18 protein-coding genes are annotated in these 17,475 nt (G+C 35.9%); 4 read left to right on the top strand and 14 right to left on the bottom strand.

Annotated features, from left to right (window positions below; all coding sequences use genetic code 11):
* The 8 genes from CD112_RS11395 to rpsN form a co-directional block, all read right to left on the bottom strand.
* Positions 1–244 (bottom strand): transposase (locus tag CD112_RS11395; RefSeq protein ID WP_142380810.1); only part of this gene is annotated, 244 nt, incomplete at its 3' end.
* A gap of 152 nt (positions 245–396) precedes the next feature.
* Positions 397–1,809 (bottom strand): sucrose-specific PTS transporter subunit IIBC, encoded by a 1,413-nt coding sequence (locus tag CD112_RS11390; protein ID WP_002480848.1) that lies wholly within the window; start codon positions 1,807–1,809, stop codon positions 397–399.
* Positions 1,809–2,768: a carbohydrate kinase family protein gene (locus tag CD112_RS11385; RefSeq protein WP_103364348.1), complete on the bottom strand. Its 960-nt coding sequence runs from the start codon at positions 2,766–2,768 to the stop codon at positions 1,809–1,811. Before CD112_RS11385 ends, CD112_RS11390 begins: the two co-directional genes overlap by 1 nt.
* 2 nt (positions 2,769–2,770) lie before the next feature.
* Positions 2,771–4,243 carry a sucrose-6-phosphate hydrolase gene (locus tag CD112_RS11380; RefSeq protein WP_103364347.1) on the bottom strand — a complete coding sequence of 491 codons (1,473 nt, stop codon included), beginning with the start codon at positions 4,241–4,243 and terminating at the stop codon, positions 2,771–2,773.
* 68 nt (positions 4,244–4,311) lie between these two features.
* The gene (locus tag CD112_RS11375) at positions 4,312–5,292 is read right to left on the bottom strand and encodes a LacI family DNA-binding transcriptional regulator (protein ID WP_060804246.1); all 981 of its coding nucleotides are present in this window, start codon (positions 5,290–5,292) and stop codon (positions 4,312–4,314) included.
* Positions 5,293–5,488: 196 nt separating this feature from the next.
* Entirely contained in the window at positions 5,489–6,424 is a 936-nt protein-coding gene (locus CD112_RS11370; RefSeq protein WP_103364346.1) for a CAP domain-containing protein, read from the bottom strand.
* Positions 6,425–6,524: 100 nt separating this feature from the next.
* Positions 6,525–7,502, bottom strand: coding sequence for a GMP reductase (gene guaC / locus CD112_RS11365; RefSeq protein ID WP_002480843.1), 978 nt, complete (start codon positions 7,500–7,502; stop codon positions 6,525–6,527).
* Positions 7,503–7,681: 179 nt separating this feature from the next.
* On the bottom strand, positions 7,682–7,951 hold the full coding sequence (gene rpsN, locus CD112_RS11360) for a 30S ribosomal protein S14 (RefSeq protein ID WP_002480842.1): 270 nt from the start codon (positions 7,949–7,951) through the stop codon (positions 7,682–7,684).
* Between the two features lie 256 nt (positions 7,952–8,207).
* On the opposite strand from rpsN, the gene rpmG reads away from it, so the two are divergent.
* From rpmG to CD112_RS11345, 3 genes are all read left to right on the top strand, one after another.
* Complete coding sequence (gene rpmG, locus CD112_RS11355; RefSeq protein ID WP_001265708.1) at positions 8,208–8,357, top strand: 50S ribosomal protein L33; 150 nt, start codon at positions 8,208–8,210, stop codon at positions 8,355–8,357.
* Between the two features lie 284 nt (positions 8,358–8,641).
* On the top strand, positions 8,642–10,099 hold the full coding sequence (locus CD112_RS11350; RefSeq protein ID WP_002480841.1) for an amino acid permease: 1,458 nt from the start codon (positions 8,642–8,644) through the stop codon (positions 10,097–10,099).
* 129 nt (positions 10,100–10,228) lie between these two features.
* Positions 10,229–10,543 carry a hypothetical protein gene (locus CD112_RS11345; RefSeq protein WP_002480840.1) on the top strand — a complete coding sequence of 105 codons (315 nt, stop codon included), beginning with the start codon at positions 10,229–10,231 and terminating at the stop codon, positions 10,541–10,543.
* Between the two features lie 59 nt (positions 10,544–10,602).
* On the opposite strand, the gene CD112_RS11340 is transcribed toward CD112_RS11345, so the two are convergent.
* The 4 genes from CD112_RS11340 to CD112_RS11325 are packed head-to-tail and all read right to left on the bottom strand — an operon-like array spanning position 10,603 to position 14,730.
* Positions 10,603–11,406 (bottom strand): Cof-type HAD-IIB family hydrolase, encoded by an 804-nt coding sequence (locus tag CD112_RS11340; protein ID WP_103364345.1) that lies wholly within the window; start codon positions 11,404–11,406, stop codon positions 10,603–10,605.
* Between the two features lie 56 nt (positions 11,407–11,462).
* Positions 11,463–12,377: a homoserine kinase gene (gene thrB, locus CD112_RS11335; protein WP_002480838.1), complete on the bottom strand. Its 915-nt coding sequence runs from the start codon at positions 12,375–12,377 to the stop codon at positions 11,463–11,465.
* A complete protein-coding gene (gene thrC, locus CD112_RS11330; protein ID WP_103364344.1) occupies positions 12,377–13,444 on the bottom strand; it encodes a threonine synthase in 1,068 nt (355 codons plus the stop codon). Before thrC ends, thrB begins: the two co-directional genes overlap by 1 nt.
* A 5-nt stretch (positions 13,445–13,449) precedes the next feature.
* Positions 13,450–14,730, bottom strand: a complete 1,281-nt coding sequence (locus CD112_RS11325; RefSeq protein WP_002480836.1) for a homoserine dehydrogenase — start codon at positions 14,728–14,730, stop codon at positions 13,450–13,452.
* A gap of 192 nt (positions 14,731–14,922) precedes the next feature.
* Between CD112_RS11325 and CD112_RS11320 the strand changes: the two genes are divergently transcribed.
* Positions 14,923–16,299 (top strand): aspartate kinase, encoded by a 1,377-nt coding sequence (locus CD112_RS11320; RefSeq protein ID WP_002480835.1) that lies wholly within the window; start codon positions 14,923–14,925, stop codon positions 16,297–16,299.
* A gap of 82 nt (positions 16,300–16,381) precedes the next feature.
* On the opposite strand, the gene CD112_RS11315 is transcribed toward CD112_RS11320, so the two are convergent.
* Together CD112_RS11315 and CD112_RS11310 are read right to left on the bottom strand one after the other, a co-directional pair.
* Positions 16,382–16,966 (bottom strand): hypothetical protein, encoded by a 585-nt coding sequence (locus CD112_RS11315; RefSeq protein ID WP_103364343.1) that lies wholly within the window; start codon positions 16,964–16,966, stop codon positions 16,382–16,384.
* Between the two features lie 95 nt (positions 16,967–17,061).
* On the bottom strand, positions 17,062–17,475 hold a 414-nt coding region (locus CD112_RS11310), incomplete at its 5' end, for a sugar phosphate isomerase family (RefSeq protein WP_103364351.1).

Below are 17,475 nucleotides of genomic sequence, written 5' to 3'. Positions count from 1 at the left end.
CTTTTATAGTTTGTCTCATAGATTTAATGCCGAATAATTTTTGAATCAGAAGGATTTTTACTAAAATTACAGGGTCAATAGAGGGTCTACCATTATCTAAGCAATATTTATTTTTCACTAAATCATAAACAAAGTTAAGATCTAATACTTTTTCAACTTTACGTAACAAGTGATCATCAGGAACTAATTGAGATATTGAAATCATTTCAAGTTGTTCTCTGTTATTAGAAGATTTATTTAGCATACTATCACCTCATTATCTTATTACTATCATTATACAAGAAATGGGGAAAAGGTTATTATGTAAAATGTTAAAAAATAAAAAATGCCGACAAGTCCGTAGGACTTTGTCGACAGTCTGATGTTAACCACAATTTGTGGTTAACAGTTTATCCATTATTTAGCTTCCTTGATCTCCTCAGCTAATTTATCACTATATCCAAAGAACCAAGTTAATACAAAAGCTGTCGCAAATGAAATTACTAATACTAATAAATAAAGTGGCAATTGGCCAATATCTTTTAAGAATAATAAGATACCTGGCAATACAGTAATCGCCATACCTGATGCTTTTAAGTGGAAAAGTGCTGCGAAGAATCCACCTACTGCTCCACCAATCAAACCACAAACAAAAGGTTTAAAGTAACGTAAGTTTACACCGAAAATCGCAGGTTCTGTAATACCAAGTAGTGCTGAAAATGCTGAAGGTAACGCTAACGCTTTTAATTTAGCCTTTTTCGTTTTAAGTCCTACCGCAACAGCTGCTGCGGCTTGAGCTGTCATAGCTGCTGAAATAATCGGGTTGAATTCATTATAATGGAATTTTTCCAACAACTGAATTTCCATGAAGTTAAAGATGTGATGTACACCTGTAACCACGATAATTTGTTGGAAGAACCCAATTAAAAGTCCAGCTATACCGAATGGTAAAGCAAGTACCCATTCTGTTCCTGACAATATAATTGTTTCAATTGAATGGAATACAGGACCAATCACAAATAATCCTAAAGTAATCATCACAAGTAAGACTAAGAATGGTGTCACAATTAAATCAATCGCATCTGGAATACGTTTTCTCAATGCTTTTTCAAACTTAGCACCAATCAAGCCGACAAAGAATGCAGGCAATACTGAACCTTGGTAACCGACAATCGGTATAAATCCAAAGAATTTAATAGCTTCTGCTGAACCATCACCTACTTCATACGCATTAGGCAATGCTGGGTTTACGAGCATCAATCCTAATACGATACCTAAAACAGGACTGCCACCAAAGACTTTAAAGGCACTCCAAGCAACTAATGCAGGCAGAAACGCAAAGGCAGTATCCGTCAGCACTTGTGTGAACAAAATAAAGTTTTGTGGGATATCTTTAGCTGTCATGCCCATCCAGCTTAAAATTTGGTCGTTCATTACGACACCGCGTAGTCCCATAAACAGACCTGTCGCAACTAAGACTGGAATAATCGGTACGAAAACATCACCGAACACACGAATCGCTCGTTGAAATGCATTGCCTTGTTTGGCACCCGCTTCTTTAACCTCTGATTTCGAACTGCCCTCTACACCTAATTGTGTAATTTCATTATAAATCTTGTTGACGGTACCGGTTCCAAAAATAATTTGAAATTGTCCCGAGTTATAAAAGGCACCTTTTACTTTTTCAATTTCTTCTACTTCTGCTTGATCTACTTTTTCATTATCTTTGACCATGATTCTTAAACGCGTCGCACAATGGGCAAGAGATTCAATATTTTCCTCTCCACCCACTGCTTGAATGACCGCTTCTGCTATTTTCTTATCACTCATTACTTTTCACCTCTCATAAACGTTGTCGTTTGTGTTTTTGTCGGCAGACTTTCTATCGCACCATATGCAGTAGTTGTTAGTGCGCCGACCGCATTCGCAAATTTTAAAAATTGATGACTTTCTTCAAAAAGCTTGTGCTTACCATGTGTTAATAACTGATAGTTGATGGCACCGATAAAGGCATCACCCGCACCAGTCGTATCTAAAACTTCTACATTAAAACCAGTTTCTTGTGCAATTAAGCCTTCTTTTGTATAAAGCGCAGCACCTGCTTTGCCTTCTGTATAAATAACAGCTTCTACATTGCCTTTAAAAAGCGAATCGATTGCTGCTTGTTTATCTTTAATACGCGTAATAAACTCTAATTCTTCATCTGAAATTTTGACAATATGTGCTTTAGGAATAAATTCTAATACAGTATGGTGTAATGCATCTAAATCATCCCAAAGCGGGAAACGCAAGTTCGGATCAAAAACAACAGTCCCTTTTGCTTCTAACATTTGATCAATCAACATGCGGTGTGTTGCTTTCATTGGACAATCTACTAAATCAACCGAACAAAAATGCAGAATATCTGTCTCATCAAAGGATAAATCTGTTAACTGATCCGCTTCCAACAACATATCTGCTGAAGGTTTACGATAAAACGCAAAGTCTCGTTCTCCCGCTGCGGTTAAGCTGACAAATGCAAGTGCTGTATTCGCTGTGGATGTTTGTTTCAAATACTGCGTATCGACACCAACATCCTTGAGTTTATCTTCTATTTTCTCGCCGAATGCATCATCACCGACTTGTGTAACTACTGCCGCATCGCCGCCTAATTTTGCGACACAACTTGCGACGTTTGTAGGTGCACCGCCGACTTGCGGTGAAAACTGTGTCACTTCTTTTAATTTCGCATCACGTTCACTAGGGATAAAATCGATTAATGCTTCTCCAACTGCATATAATTTATTCATGATTACCCTCTTTTCAATTCATATTGTTTCGTTTCCATTTTGACCGTTCCTGACTCTGACGATAGTTGACAATATTGATATGGTTCAACAGGAAACAGTCTAGACGTCATCACATGTGTACCTTCATTAATGAAGATTTCTATACTTGATGTATCTATAAAAATTCTCAATGATTTTAAAGCATCAAATAACTGTACACTTCTCTTTTGATTATCTTGATTGTTTGGTAATTCACCACTCTGGCTGCGATCTAGTTCAAAAACTCCTGTATTTTTATCATACGTTATTTTAACCGCTTCTTCGACTTGATTAGAAAAAACTATGCTTAATACATCCGCTTCATTTTCAACGATTGAAATGTTGATTTCTGAACGGTCTGGTTGAATCAAATCTAATACAGTGTTGTCATTAGTGATATCCATTGTTGTTTCATTACTGCGAACTCTCAGCTTTTCTACATCTGGATGTACCGTTTGTATTAATGTATTCTCTTTAACTTTCAATACCCTCGGTAAAGTCAGACAATGTGCCCAGTTATAAACATCTGTTGGATAGTTAACGTCTGGTAAACCCATCCATCCGATTAAGACACGTTCGCCATCTTTAGAAATAGTTGTTTGCGGCGCATAAAAATCAAAGCCGTGATCTAATTCAACAAATCCATCATGTTTCATTTCTAAAGTCTTTAAATCAAAATCTCCTATGATATAACCAGATTGATAGATATTACGATAGTTCATCCCATCTGCTTCTAACCCTTGTGGACAAAAAATTAACACATCTTTATTTCCTAATTTAAATAAATCTGGGCATTCCCACATATATCCGAAATCTGATAAACCTGTTTGAATTTCTCCGAGTAAATGAAACTTGAATGATGTATCACCTTGATAGATTAAAGCACGCCCTGTTTGTGCTGTAGTTTGTGCACCAATCACGAAATAATAATCTCCATTTTCCTGCCAAACTTTCGGATCTCTAAAATGGTCGGTATAACCTTGCGGTGAACCTTCAATGAGTGGCTGTTTGTCCTTCACTTGAAACGCGTCATTTAATGTCGCTACCATTTGATAAGGTACACGTTCCCAATCTTTTGTCCTATGATTACCTGTATAGAATAAATACAACTGGTCTTCAATTTGTATACTAGAGCCACTATAAGCACCGTGTGAATCATATGTGGTATCAGGATAGACGACTGGTCCTTTATTTTCAAAATGAATCAAATCATCAGAAACAACGTGATACCAATATTTCAAACCATGAACAGGACCTAACGGATACCATTGATAAAATAAATGGTATTGACCTTTAAAGTAAATGAAACCGTTCGGATCATTTAACAATCCCGAAACAGGTTGAACATGAAAGTGTTGTCGCCAAGGCGATTGATGCACTTTGTCTGACATACTTTCAAATTCTTCATTTGAAATTGAAGATAATCCTCGATACCTTGCTTCGCGTGTCCATTCCATCCTATCACTCCTTTCTATTTGGAACCGGTTCCAAAACACTGTAAAAGTAAAACGCTTTCACAAACATTTTACTCATTGCTTTTAAATAAGTCAATACTGTTATTTTTAATAAACTCAAAATCCATCACTTCTATTTGTTTAATCGCTTCACCATTGATAATACGAATTAAGTTTTGGGCAGCTTTCTCACCTGTTTGTTTATAGGGAAAGCTGATTGTCGCAAGAGATGGTGTGACAATAGAGGTTGTATCATAGCCTCCGAATCCCGCTATTGATAGTTGATTTGGAACTTGAATATGTTGATGATGGGCAGCTTTCAAAGTTCCTAACGCAATATTATCTGTCCCGCAAATTAATGCATCGTATTGAGACACTAACGGTTTTGCAGCGACTACAGCTTGTTGTAAATCAAAAGTTGTGTAATAAACATCAGGCGTTTGATTATATCGTTTTAAACCTGACAATATACCTTTTTTTCTTTCAACACCTACTGCTTTATCATATTCATCGACACCTAAATATGCGATACGTTTAAAGTTTTGTTGTCCAAATAATTCTCCAATAGTGCGCCCCGCTTCAAAATCATTTTGTATTACAGAAGGTACATGTTCATCTGACTGCCCGACTAATATAACAGGAGCCTTTATTTCTTGTATCGCTTCAATGTGTTGCTTTGTGATTTGTGTGGCGATTAATAAAATACCATCTACTTTATTTTTATTTAGTGTATATAATGCTTCTATTTCTTGTTCAATACTTTGACTCGTATTAACAATCAGGGTTTGGTACTTAATTTCACGTAAGTAAGTATCTGCACCTTCAAGAATCTGATTTGCTGCATAGGAATCAAGTCTAGGAATAATCGCACCAATCATGAATGTACGTTTGGCTTTTAAAGATTGTGCAAATTGATTAGGTGAATAGCCTGTTTCCTGCACGATTTTATCTATTTTATCCTTAGTTTTCTGGCTGACTGATCCACCATTTAAGTATCTTGATACAGTGCTTTTTGATACGTTTGCCATAGATGCGATATCTGAAATATTCATGGTCATCCTCCTTCCTTTATGATTTCAAGTCATTTAATATGTATTATAAAATATTATCCTTTTTTCTGCTTGTGCTTATTATAATCAAGAAATCATTCATTAATCAATAATTTCTGAATAAATTAATCTTTTCTTTATAAAACAAAAGGCAAAATCTCTGCTGAATACAGAAATTTTGCCTTTATTTTAAAGCTGATTAACTTGTGTAATTTTCAGTCCAGAAAGGCTGTCGTTCATCATTGAAATCAACACCGACACCTAAGTTTTTAAAGCTTGGTTGTAAAATATTTTTTCGATGTCCTTCTGAATTCATCAGACCTTCATGTGCGAAAATACTATTTTGATGGCCGTACGCTAAGTTTTCACCCGCGCTATTATAATCAATGCCATCCTTTTTCATACGATCAAATGGAGATTCTCCTTTTGGATTAGTATGATCAAAGTAATGGTTGTCAGCCATATCTTTACTGTGTTTTCGTGCAGTATTAGAGATTGCATCACTATATTTCAATACAGATAAGCCTTTTTGAACACGCTCTGCATTGACTATATCAAAGTTTTGCATCTCAAAACTCTGAGCAAGTGAAGACGATGGCGCACCGTAAGGTTTAGTTAAACGATGTTCCATTTCCTTACTAATCTGCATGACACCTGTTACTTGATTATTTTCATGCTTGTCATAAAAGACGGTCGTATAAATACCATCTTTATCAAAGACATCACATTCATCGCTCGTAATTTGGTATCTATAATTACCTTTCGTCATTTCATCAATCGGTTGGCCTAGTCTATCTCTTACAGCTGATTTCGGCGAACCATACTTGATTTTAGATTTAGAAGAGATAACATTTTGATTGCTATAGATACCATTCACTTTATTATTCATATAACTGACCATTACGAATGAATGGTAATCTTTATGGTATGTGTACCATTTTAAACCATATTCATTTGCGCTGACACGCTCAGGTTTACCTAAAGCCTGTTCGACTTCTTCTTTTGTCATATTCATTTGAATGTTATTTAAAGCAAAATCTTGCTTATCCGGCACTTTAAGTGCTGTTTCATTGGCACTTTCTTGTGCAGTGATTGCTTGTATTTTGGCTTTTGCTTGATTTTGAATGTCAATCATCCATGGTGTCTCTTTAACAGGAATGATTAAAGCAGCAAGTAACAGGATGACTACAAATGAAAATGTGCGTCTGATCGTCTACACCTCCAGAAGGTAAAGCTTAGTCTCTATCACCATTGAAGATAGAGTTTCTTACGATGACATAATCTACTTTTCTTAATTCAAGCAAGTCTTTACCGCCTGCATAAGAAATAGAGCTTTGTAAGTCCTGTTGCATTTCATTCAATGTATCTGCTAATGAACCTTTGTGTTCTACAAACATTTTCTTACCTTCAACGTTTTTGCGCTCACCTTTTTGGAATTCAGAAGCACTGCCGAAGTATTCTTTGTATAATTTACCATCAAGTTCTACTGTTTCACCTGGTGATTCTTCATGTGCCGCAAATAATGAGCCAATCATAACCATTGAAGCACCGAAACGAATTGATTTCGCGATGTCACCGTGTGTTCTGATACCGCCATCAGCAATAATTGGTTTACGCGCTGCTTTACTGCAGTGGTTTACTGCAGCTAATTGCCAACCGCCTGTACCGAATCCTGTTTTGATTTTTGTAATACATACACGGCCTGGTCCGATACCGACTTTTGTCGCATCTGCACCAGCGTTTTCTAATTCTCTTACACCTTCAGGCGTACCTACGTTACCTGCGATCACAAATGAATCTGGTAAATATTCTTTCAAGTGGCGAATCATGTTAATGACTTGTTCTGAGTGACCATGAGCAATATCAATTGTGACATATTCAGGTTTTAAACCTTGTTCTGCAATTTCTTTAACGAAATCATATTCATTATCTTTAACACCTACAGAAATAGATGCGAATAATCCTTTATCTTGCATTTTTTTGATGAATGGAATACGCGCTGCTTCATCAAAACGATGCATAATATAGAAGTAATCATTTTCTGCGAACCACTCTGCAAGTTTTTCATTCATAACCGTCTGCATATTTGCAGGAACAACCGGCATCTTAAAACGACGCGGTCCGAATTGGATTGATGTATCACATTCTGAGCGGCTTTTCACTATACATTTATTAGGAATCATTTGGATATCTTCATAATCAAAAATTTTCATATCTATCTAACACCTTACCCTTTATTTTCTCTAACTCAAAAAGTCCAATATACATCATACTACCTCATTACGACTTTTACCATAAAAAAGCGTGTATTCTCTCTAAAAATACACAAAAAAAGAACACATTTCATTCAAGAAATGTGTTTCATGATAAATTGATTGCTAAAAACTAGAAATTACCAGCTTGCTTTTCTTACGCCAGGAATTTGACCTTTATGTGCATGTTCTCTGAATGCAATACGTGACATTTCGAATTTTCTCATTACGCCACGAGGTCTTCCAGTTACTTTACATCTACGAGTTAAACGTGTTGGTGATGAATCTCTAGGTAATTTTCTTAATGCTTCATAGTCACCTTTAGCTTTTAACTCTTGACGTTTTGCGTAATATTTAGCAACGAGTTCTTCTCGTTTTTGTTCTTTAACAACTTTTGATTTTTTTGCCATTAAAGTTCCTACCTTTCTTAATAGTAAATGTTCATAATCGTAATTATTACGATTTATATCATAACACAATTTCCATCTTTATCAATACTTTTTGCTCATTTTTTAAGCAAAGTTATTTACTAATCGTATATTTTTCTATACAATAGAATACATTGAGCTTATGCTGCTTATTTTATCCATCTTGCACGATATGCATGATTGTGGTAAATTTAAGTGCGTAAGTATTGCTAATAACTTAATAGAAAGGGTGTCTACATTGCGCGTAAACGTAACATTAGCTTGCACAGAATGCGGCGATCGTAATTATATTACTACTAAAAACAAACGTAACAATCCTGAACGTATCGAAATGAAAAAATACTGCCCAAGATTGAACAAATATACATTACACCGCGAAACTAAATAATGTATTGAAACTACGATAGTGAACTTACCTATTCAAATCGGTAACGTTCACTTTTTTTATTGTTGGGTCTAAATATACACCTCTCCTTCTATTTTGTCTAATACGCTCTTACTATATCAACTAAGAATTTATGTCAATTTAACGGACACAATGAACAAAATTCTGTCATTTTTCTGAATTTTTTAAAATATTTGATTTAATGCATCAAAGGTCATTGATTAGTCGTATAAAAACAATTAGAATAGAGTACATATATTTTAATTTAAAGATTAGAGGTAACGCATATGGATGAAAACAAAATGAATAGAGGACTCAGTTCTCGCCATATATCAATGATTGCTATCGGGGGTGCAATCGGTACAGGTCTCTTTATCGCAATGGGCGGCGTCATTTCTCAAGCTGGTCCTGGCGGTGCGATTGCAGCGTATCTGATTATTGGTGTCATGTTATATTTCTTAATGTCATCAGTCGGAGAACTTGCAACCTTTTATCCTGTATCAGGTTCTTTCAGTTCTTATTCAACACGATTCGTTGACCCCTCACTTGGTTTTACAGTCGGTTGGTTATACTGGGCAATGTGGTCACTTGTGACAAGCGTTGATGTTATTATCGCATCAAATGTCTTGTACTATTGGGACACATTTAAATTCTTCTCTCCACTTACATGGAGTTTAATATTTATCACGTTCTTACTATTATTGAATATCTTTACGGTAAGAGCCTTCGGTGAAGCGGAATTTTGGTTAGCAGCTATTAAAGTTGTAACGATTATCGTTTTCATCGTTATAGGTGTTTTAACTATCTTTGGTATTCTTGGCGGTCATACGTATGGTTTTAAAAACTTCACTGTCGGTGAAGCACCATTTGTTGGCGGTATCTCTGGTTTCTTAAGCGTTCTGCTTATCGCTGGATTCTCTGTCGGTGGTACGGAAATTGTAGCGGTCACAGCTGGTGAATCAGATGATCCTAAAAAATCAATGCCAAGTGCTATTAAATCAGTATTCTGGAGAATTTTATTATTCTATGTTCTCTCAATCGCAGTCATTTCAGCGATTTTACCTTACAATGAACCGTTATTACTTAATAAAAGTGAATCTGTAACACAAAGTCCATTTACGATTGTGTTCGATAGAGTCGGTATCGCCTTTGCAGCTTCTGTCATCAATGCGGTTATTTTAACATCACTATTATCAGCTGCTAACTCAGGTATCTATTCAACAAGTCGTATGTTGTTCTCACTTAGTACAGATCGACAAGCGCCGAAATTCTTAAGTTATTTGCATGGTAAAACAAAGTTACCGATTCCAGCCATCTTAACGAACTTCGTAATTGTTGTGGCGGTCATTATTTTAGCGAACTTCCATGCGAATGCGATTTTCACATTACTTGGTATTATAGGGCAACTTGTTATCTTCGTATGGGCAGCCGCAATCTTCTCGCAAATCAGATTGCGTAAAGGATTAAAAGCACAAGGTATAGATATTAATGAACGTTTACCTTATAAAACACCGTTATATCCGCTAGGACCGATTCTTGTTTTAGCTATACTCGTGTTCTTGTTATTCGGTGGTTCATTTGAAAATATGATTCACTTGAATGTCGGTGGATTAATTAAAGACTTCGTACCGATTGTAGTGCTCTTTATTATTTTCATTGTTCATAAAATCATTAAGAAAACAAAACCTGTTAAATTGAAAGAAATGGATGTAAGAAGTTTCGAAGAATTTAATAAAGTGAAATAATTATTCACACTAACAGATTGGCTTTGGCCAATCTGTTTTTTTGTTTCTTCTTATAACTTTTAAGATTTTAACGTTTATGGATATGTAGTATAATAGGAGTAATAAGACGAGAAATCGAGGTGTTACAACATGGTAGGACAAACAAATTTATTTGACGATGTTTTGAAGGAAGATGAACGTTTTGTGATTGTCGTTCAGTCTCTTGAAGAAAAAAATGGCAGACTTATCAAAAGAACTTTAAGAGAATATCCAAGTCTAGAACATGATCAAATGGTACCTCTATTTGAACACTTAAAAGATGTTTACCTAAGTGAACCGTTTGAAACTGGACAATCATCATTTATTATCACAGTCTATACAAACTTAGACTACTCTGCTGATAATATCTATGCTCTTGTAAAACGAAACCATGGCATGCATGAATGGACACATACAGCTAAATAAGATGTATCGCATACAAAAGGAGACTCTCTTGAACAGAAAGTCTCCTTTTGTATTTAAATCTATAAAATTTTCTTTAAGGCATAGACAATACCGTCTGAATTATGATCTAACGTCACAAAATCAGCGATTTCTTTTAACGCATCACGTGCATTGCCCATTGCGACAGCATACCCTGCTTCTTCCATCATAGAATAATCATTCATACTATCACCAAATGCGATAGTCTCACTGATTTCGATGCCTACTTTTTCGCATAACGCATGTAATGCATTACCTTTAGACACACCATGCGGCACAAATTCTAAGAAGAAGGGTTTACTTGTCGTCACATCGATTTGGTCGTTAAACACACCGCCAAATGCTTGAGAGAGTTCTTGAATATGTGATTCGTAGTCTACGCCCAGCACTTTCGCAACAGGATTTTGAATGAATGCTTTCAAATCATCTGTACGATGCATAGGTAACCCTGTTAACTCAGACTCAATATTCATATACTCATGTTCACCTTCATAGATAATATGACCGTCTTGATACGTCAACACAAAGATATTATTATCGCGACAATAATCTACAATACGGTCAAAGTCTTTTTTAGAAATACTTTGTTCGGCTTCAAGCTCTCCATCTTTAACACGTGTTGTACGACTGCCGTTAAAACTGATGACATAACTATCATGCTCATGAAGATGCAAGTCTCTTGCGATTGGCAACATACCTTCTGTTGGACGTCCTGAAGCTAAGACAACATGATATCCTTTATCTTGTAATTCAATTAAATATTTTGCAGTATCTGGACTGACTTGATTCTCTGAATTCAACAAAGTATCATCCATATCCATTACTATCATTTTATAGCTGCTCATTTGATGTGCAGTGCTCCTTTCAAGCGTATTCCATCAAATTATATCGCATTTCTTCATTAATCATAAACTTTTTCAACGATAATTCCGCTTTTATTGACTGAAATTAATTCAGATTCACAATCTGGCAACTCTTTGTTCAATCTTCTGACTAATTTACCGCTTTTAGAAGGATCAATTAATGTTAAAATCGTCGGACCTGCCCCACTGATAACTGTCGCATAAGCATGATATTCACGACCTAACGCTTTAACGCGTTGAAATTCTGGGATTAAATCTTGACGATACGGTTCATGGAACCCATCCATTTCCATCAACATACCTGCTAATTGATAATCATGCTGCATCAATGCACTTAACATCGTGTTACTGATGGCACTGTATTGAACCGCTTGTTCATGTTCAAAGCTTTTCGGCAAAACTTGTCTAGAGTCATGTGTCTTCAACTCGTAGCTTGGAATAGTGATCACGAGGTTCACGTATGGAGGTTCTATTGAAGAAATGTATGTTTCTTTTGTTTCATGATTATAAAATCCAGCAATCATCCCACCATAAATCACAGGGGCAACATTATCTGGATGTCCTTCTATTTCTGTTGCGGCTTCGACCATTTCAAATTCTGATAATTGTAAGTGACCGAAGAAATCTGCTAAATAAATACCTGCAACTAAAGCAGAAGCCGAGGACCCAAGTCCTCTGGCTAAAGGAATTTCACTACGCATAGTGACATCTAACGGAGGCACTGACATATCATATTTCTGTTCAAGAAACTGTACAACTTGATAAATCAGATGGTGTTCATCTGTCGGTAAGCCATGCAAGTTGTCACCTTTATGATGGAAGTGCCATCGATCATCTGCACTCACTTCTGCTTCAACATATAGGAACTTATTTAATGCGAGTCCGATTGAATCAAAGCCTACGCCAAGATTGGCAGTAGAAGCGGGAACTTTAAGCTTTAAACTTTCTCCCATTAATGTATAGCTCCTTTGATATATTTAATAATACTTGCTTTATCATTTGGTAAAGATTTAATCGGATTGTCTAATAATGAGATGGCAGTATCAGGGTCTTTTAAGCCATTACCAGTTAACACTGCAGTAACTGTAATATCTTTTGGTAATTTACCAGCTCTATGCAATTTTATTAATCCAGCAATTGAAGCGTTACTTGCAGGTTCTGCAAACACACCTTCTTTAGAAGCAAGTAATTGATAAGCTTCTAAGATTTCTTCATCTGTCACACTATCAATCAAGCCGTTAGATTCATCTAAAGCTTTCACTGCTTTATCCCAACTTGCTGGGTTACCGATACGAATCGCAGTTGCGCATGTTTCAGGATTTTTAATGACTTTGTTCTGTACGATTGGTGATGCACCTTCCGCTTGGAATCCAAATAATTTCGGTAAGCCTGTTTGATGTTTATCATTAAACTCTTTGAAGCCTTTCCAATACGCAGTGATGTTACCTGCATTACCGACTGGGATAGCTAATACATCTGGTGCTTTGCCGCCTAATTGATCGACTACTTCAAATGCACCTGTTTTTTGGCCTTCGATACGGTATGGGTTAATTGAGTTAACAAGTTCAATTTCGCCTTCTTCTTTCGCAACTTCTTTAACAATTTCTAACGCTTCATCAAAGTTGCCTTCAATCGATACAATTTCTGCTCCGTACATAACAGCTTGTGATAATTTACCTAAAGCGATTTTACCTTCAGGAATAACTACGATTGCTTTCAAGCCTGAACGTGCCGCATATGCAGCTGCAGAAGCCGAAGTATTACCTGTTGATGCACAAATCACTACTTTTTTACCTTCTTCTTTTGCTTTAGTGACTGCCATGACCATACCACGGTCTTTAAATGAACCTGTCGGATTGGCACCTTCAAATTTTACAAACAAGTTAATACCTAACATGTCTGATAATGTATCACAATGAATCAACGGCGTTTGGCCTTCATTTAAAGTTACATTCGGTGTGTTGTCGTTAACTGGGAGATATGCTTTGTATTCTTGTACTAAACCTTGCCATCTTTTCATTTTAATTAAACCCCTTCTACTGGATAAACTTTTTCCACTGGATATTTGCCTTGTGCTAAAATCTCATCAGCTGGAACATTGATACTTTTTACAATGACAGCTGCTGTGTTGTCATCTCGTTCAATGACATTGAGTGATTTGTGAAGCGGTAATTGTGCTTTAACCTCTTCTTCCACTCGTTTAACCGGTGCACCATTTGTTTGTAAAACAACATAGTAACTACCTTTTTCTTTTAATTTTGTCGGTTCATCTGCGTCGATCATTTCTTTTGCATGACCTGTTTTCAATTCGAAATGCGGCGGTAAAGTATGCAAGTTAGATTCGAATTGTAGTGAGACGTTTAGTAAGTCGCTGACTACTGCACTACCTGTAGCTAAGCTACCTGCACCTTTACCATAGAACATCGTTTCTCCAACAGAGTCGCCGATAACATAAATCGCATTATATTCATCTTCAACTGATGCTAATTGATGTCTTTCATCGATTAAGGTTGGTGCAACAGAAGTTTCAATAACACCATTATCAAATGTACCTTTACCGATTAATTTAATTTTATAACCAAGCGCTGTTGCGGCTTTGATATCCTCTACTGTTACTTCAGAAATACCTGTTACTTTAACTTCGTCTAAGCTGATAACTCGGTTGAATGATAAGTATGTAACGATGACTACTTTACGTGCCGCATCGATACCTTCAACATCATCGGTTGGATCTGCTTCAGCAAAACCTAAACGTTGTGCCTCATCCAAAGCTTCTTTAAAGCTTGCGCCCTCTTTTGTCATCTTAGATAAAATGAAGTTGGATGTACCGTTTAAAATACCCATGAATTTACTGATGTTGTTCGCATTTAAACCATTGTTGATTGCGTTGACGATTGGAATACCGCCTGCCACACTGGCTTCGAATTTTAAAGCAACGCCATTTTCTTCTGCTAAATCTTCTAATGTGCGTAAATGAACCGCTAATAAATCTTTGTTAGCAGTAATCACATGTTTGCCCTGTTTTAATGATTTTTTCAACCACTCAACAGTAGGTTCGATACCGCCCATCACTTCAATCACAATGTCGACTTCATCATCATTTAAGATTTCATCCACATCTTCAGTCAGATGGTATTTACTGATATTTAAGGGACGTTTTTTCTTTTTATCTCTAACAAGAATATGTTTGATGTGAAGATCTTTGTGAATCGTATCTTTAATCTGTTGATGGTTCTCTTCAATAATTTTAACTACTCCTGAGCCCACTGTTCCCAGACCGAGCAAAGCGATGTTTAACTTCTTCATAATTACATTCCTCCGTTTGTTCGTTCTAAAAAAACACCTGTACTATTGAAAAATACTTGATTATGGTTTAGTATAAATTCATTCATCAAAATTGTAAAGTTCAAAAAATTTGGAATATGTTGAAATTTTAGCATTTTTCACCCAAAAAACAAAGCAGTATATTATTAAGATTGATAGAAAGGTTGATTAAATATGAAAGTAGCTAAATTTGGCGGTAGTTCCGTCGCTTCAGCAAGCCAAATTCAGAAAGTGTTAAACATCATCAATAGCGATGACGAAAGAAAAATAATCGTTGTGTCTGCTCCTGGTAAAAGACATTCTGAAGATATTAAGACAACAGATTTGTTGCTTAGGCTTTATGAAAAAAGTGTAGCAAAATTAGATTATCAAAATAAAAAGGAAGAAATTATCGAACGTTATGCAGATATCATCCGTGATTTAAACATGGACGAAAATATTTTAACAGAATTCGATGATATTCTTGAACAGCGTATCAAAGCCAACCAAAGCAATCCGCCTCGTTTAAAAGATGCATTACTTTCTTGTGGTGAAGACTTTAACGCTCGCTTAATCGCGCAATATAATAACGCTCAAGGTGTTCCAACTACATATGTGTCTCCTTTAGACGCAGGTATTACCGTAACCAACACGCCTCAATTTGCTCAAATCTTAGAAGAATCTTATGATAAAATTTACAATCTAAGAAAAATTGAAGGAAAAATTATCGTTCCAGGTTTCTTCGGTTACTCGAAACAAGGTAATGTTGTCACTTTCCCTCGCGGCGGTTCTGATATCACTGGTGCAATCCTGGCACGTGGTGTACGCGCAACGTTGTATGAAAACTTTACAGATGTTTCAGGTATCTATCGTGCAAATCCGAACTTAATCAAAAACGCTGAAATTATGGAAGAAGTAACATATAGCGAAATGCGTGAACTTTCATATGCAGGCTTTAGTGTTTTCCACGACGAAGCCCTTCAACCTGTACAAAAAGAACGTATTCCAGTCGTAATTAAAAATACAAATCGTCCTGAAGATCCAGGTACTTTCATCAGATACGACCGTGAAATTAAACCAGACCACTTGATTACAGGTATTAGCTGTGACAAAGGCTTTACAGTCATTAACGTACGTAAATACTTAATGAACAGACAAGTTGGTTTCACACGTAAAATCTTATCAGTACTTGAAGACTACAATATCTCATTTGACCATATGCCTTCTGGTATTGATAACGTCAGTATCATCATGCGAACACATCAAATTCGCGGTAAAGAAACAAAAGTGTTAAATGAAATTCGTAAACAATGTGATGTTGATGAATTAGGTATTGATAACGACTTAGCTGTGATGATGGTTGTTGGTTTAGGTATGAACCAAATGGTCGGTACTGCCAATATGATCACCTCTGCACTCGCAAAAGCGAATATCAACCTGAAAATGATCAACCAAGGTGCGTCTGAAATTTCAATGATGTTCGGTATCAGCGTTAAGGATGCTGACGATGCCGTACGTGCAGTATATGATGGAAGTTGTGCACATGCGAAAGAAAATTTACAATTAAAATAATCTGAATTTAAACAATATTTAGTTAAAAATTAAAGATATAAAAATACAAGAGTGTTGCGACTAAGCAACGCTCTTGTTCTTTTTACGATGCGTATAATGCATCATGTAGACGTTCTTCACCTACGACCACGTGTAACATAACGAATTGATAATAACTCAATGCATCAATCACAGCTTTGTTGTTAAAACTACTGCGATGTACTGAAGGTTGCAGCAACTCATACATCAGAACGATTTCTGGTTTAATATAATCAACGCCCCAAGGTAAAGAATGGAAATAAATATGTTTTTCAGGCAATCGAATGTTGTGGTTGAATCTAAACATCCACTCTTTGTTATGTACATCATAAATATAAATAGTCATAATTCTTTGCCCATGTATTTCTACTTCTAAATGTGTTAGTTGAGAGAATTTCGTATCTCTTAATTTTTCACTGACATTCCCTTCTGAATCTATGTATCGAATACGATAATTATCCGGGATATTCTTTAAAACTTTAGTAAGGTTCTTACGTTTTACGCAAATATCTACTGTATCGTTAATAATAAATTCATTTTTCAAGAATAAAAGTTTTGCAGTCTCTCCGAAAAATTTGATTTCATCATTGGTATTCTCTATTAATCTATCAACCAAGAAATTTAAATCTTCATTATTAGACTTTTGCATTCTGACACCTCCTACTAGTAAGCGCTTACAATAATGGTTATATTTTCTCTCTATTCATATTCATTTTAGCGTGTGTTTCACTACTTGTCTATCATTTAATTTACATATCCGATATGAATATAACGCTGATTTGATTCTATAAAATCAGGATAATTAACGACAAAACTGTGTCGCGCTTGTTGGATCAACGTTTTTTGCAATGCCCCTATTTCTGAATGCACTTGATATAAACTACCTTGTTCATCTATGTAACTCGCTGCGCAGAAATAGACATCTATTTGAAGAGTTTTAAATGATTCCACCATTGTATCACCAGTAATAATATGTAAGCTTGAATCCACTTTACCTGGCGCAAAAATAATATTTGAAAAAGTATTTTGACACACATACTGCATAATATCTGTGGAAAATGTGACAACAGAAACATGTCTCTCCTGTTCAGCTAAACAGTCTAACACATAATAAGAGATAGGATGATTATCTAATGCGATAACTGCATTAGGAGGAAT

Origin of the sequence: Staphylococcus simulans, from assembly GCF_002902285.1 — a bacterium.
Taxonomy (GTDB): domain Bacteria; phylum Bacillota; class Bacilli; order Staphylococcales; family Staphylococcaceae; genus Staphylococcus; species Staphylococcus simulans.
The sequence above is the reverse complement of the archived record's forward strand: the minus strand, read 5'-3'. Positions and strand labels throughout refer to the sequence as shown.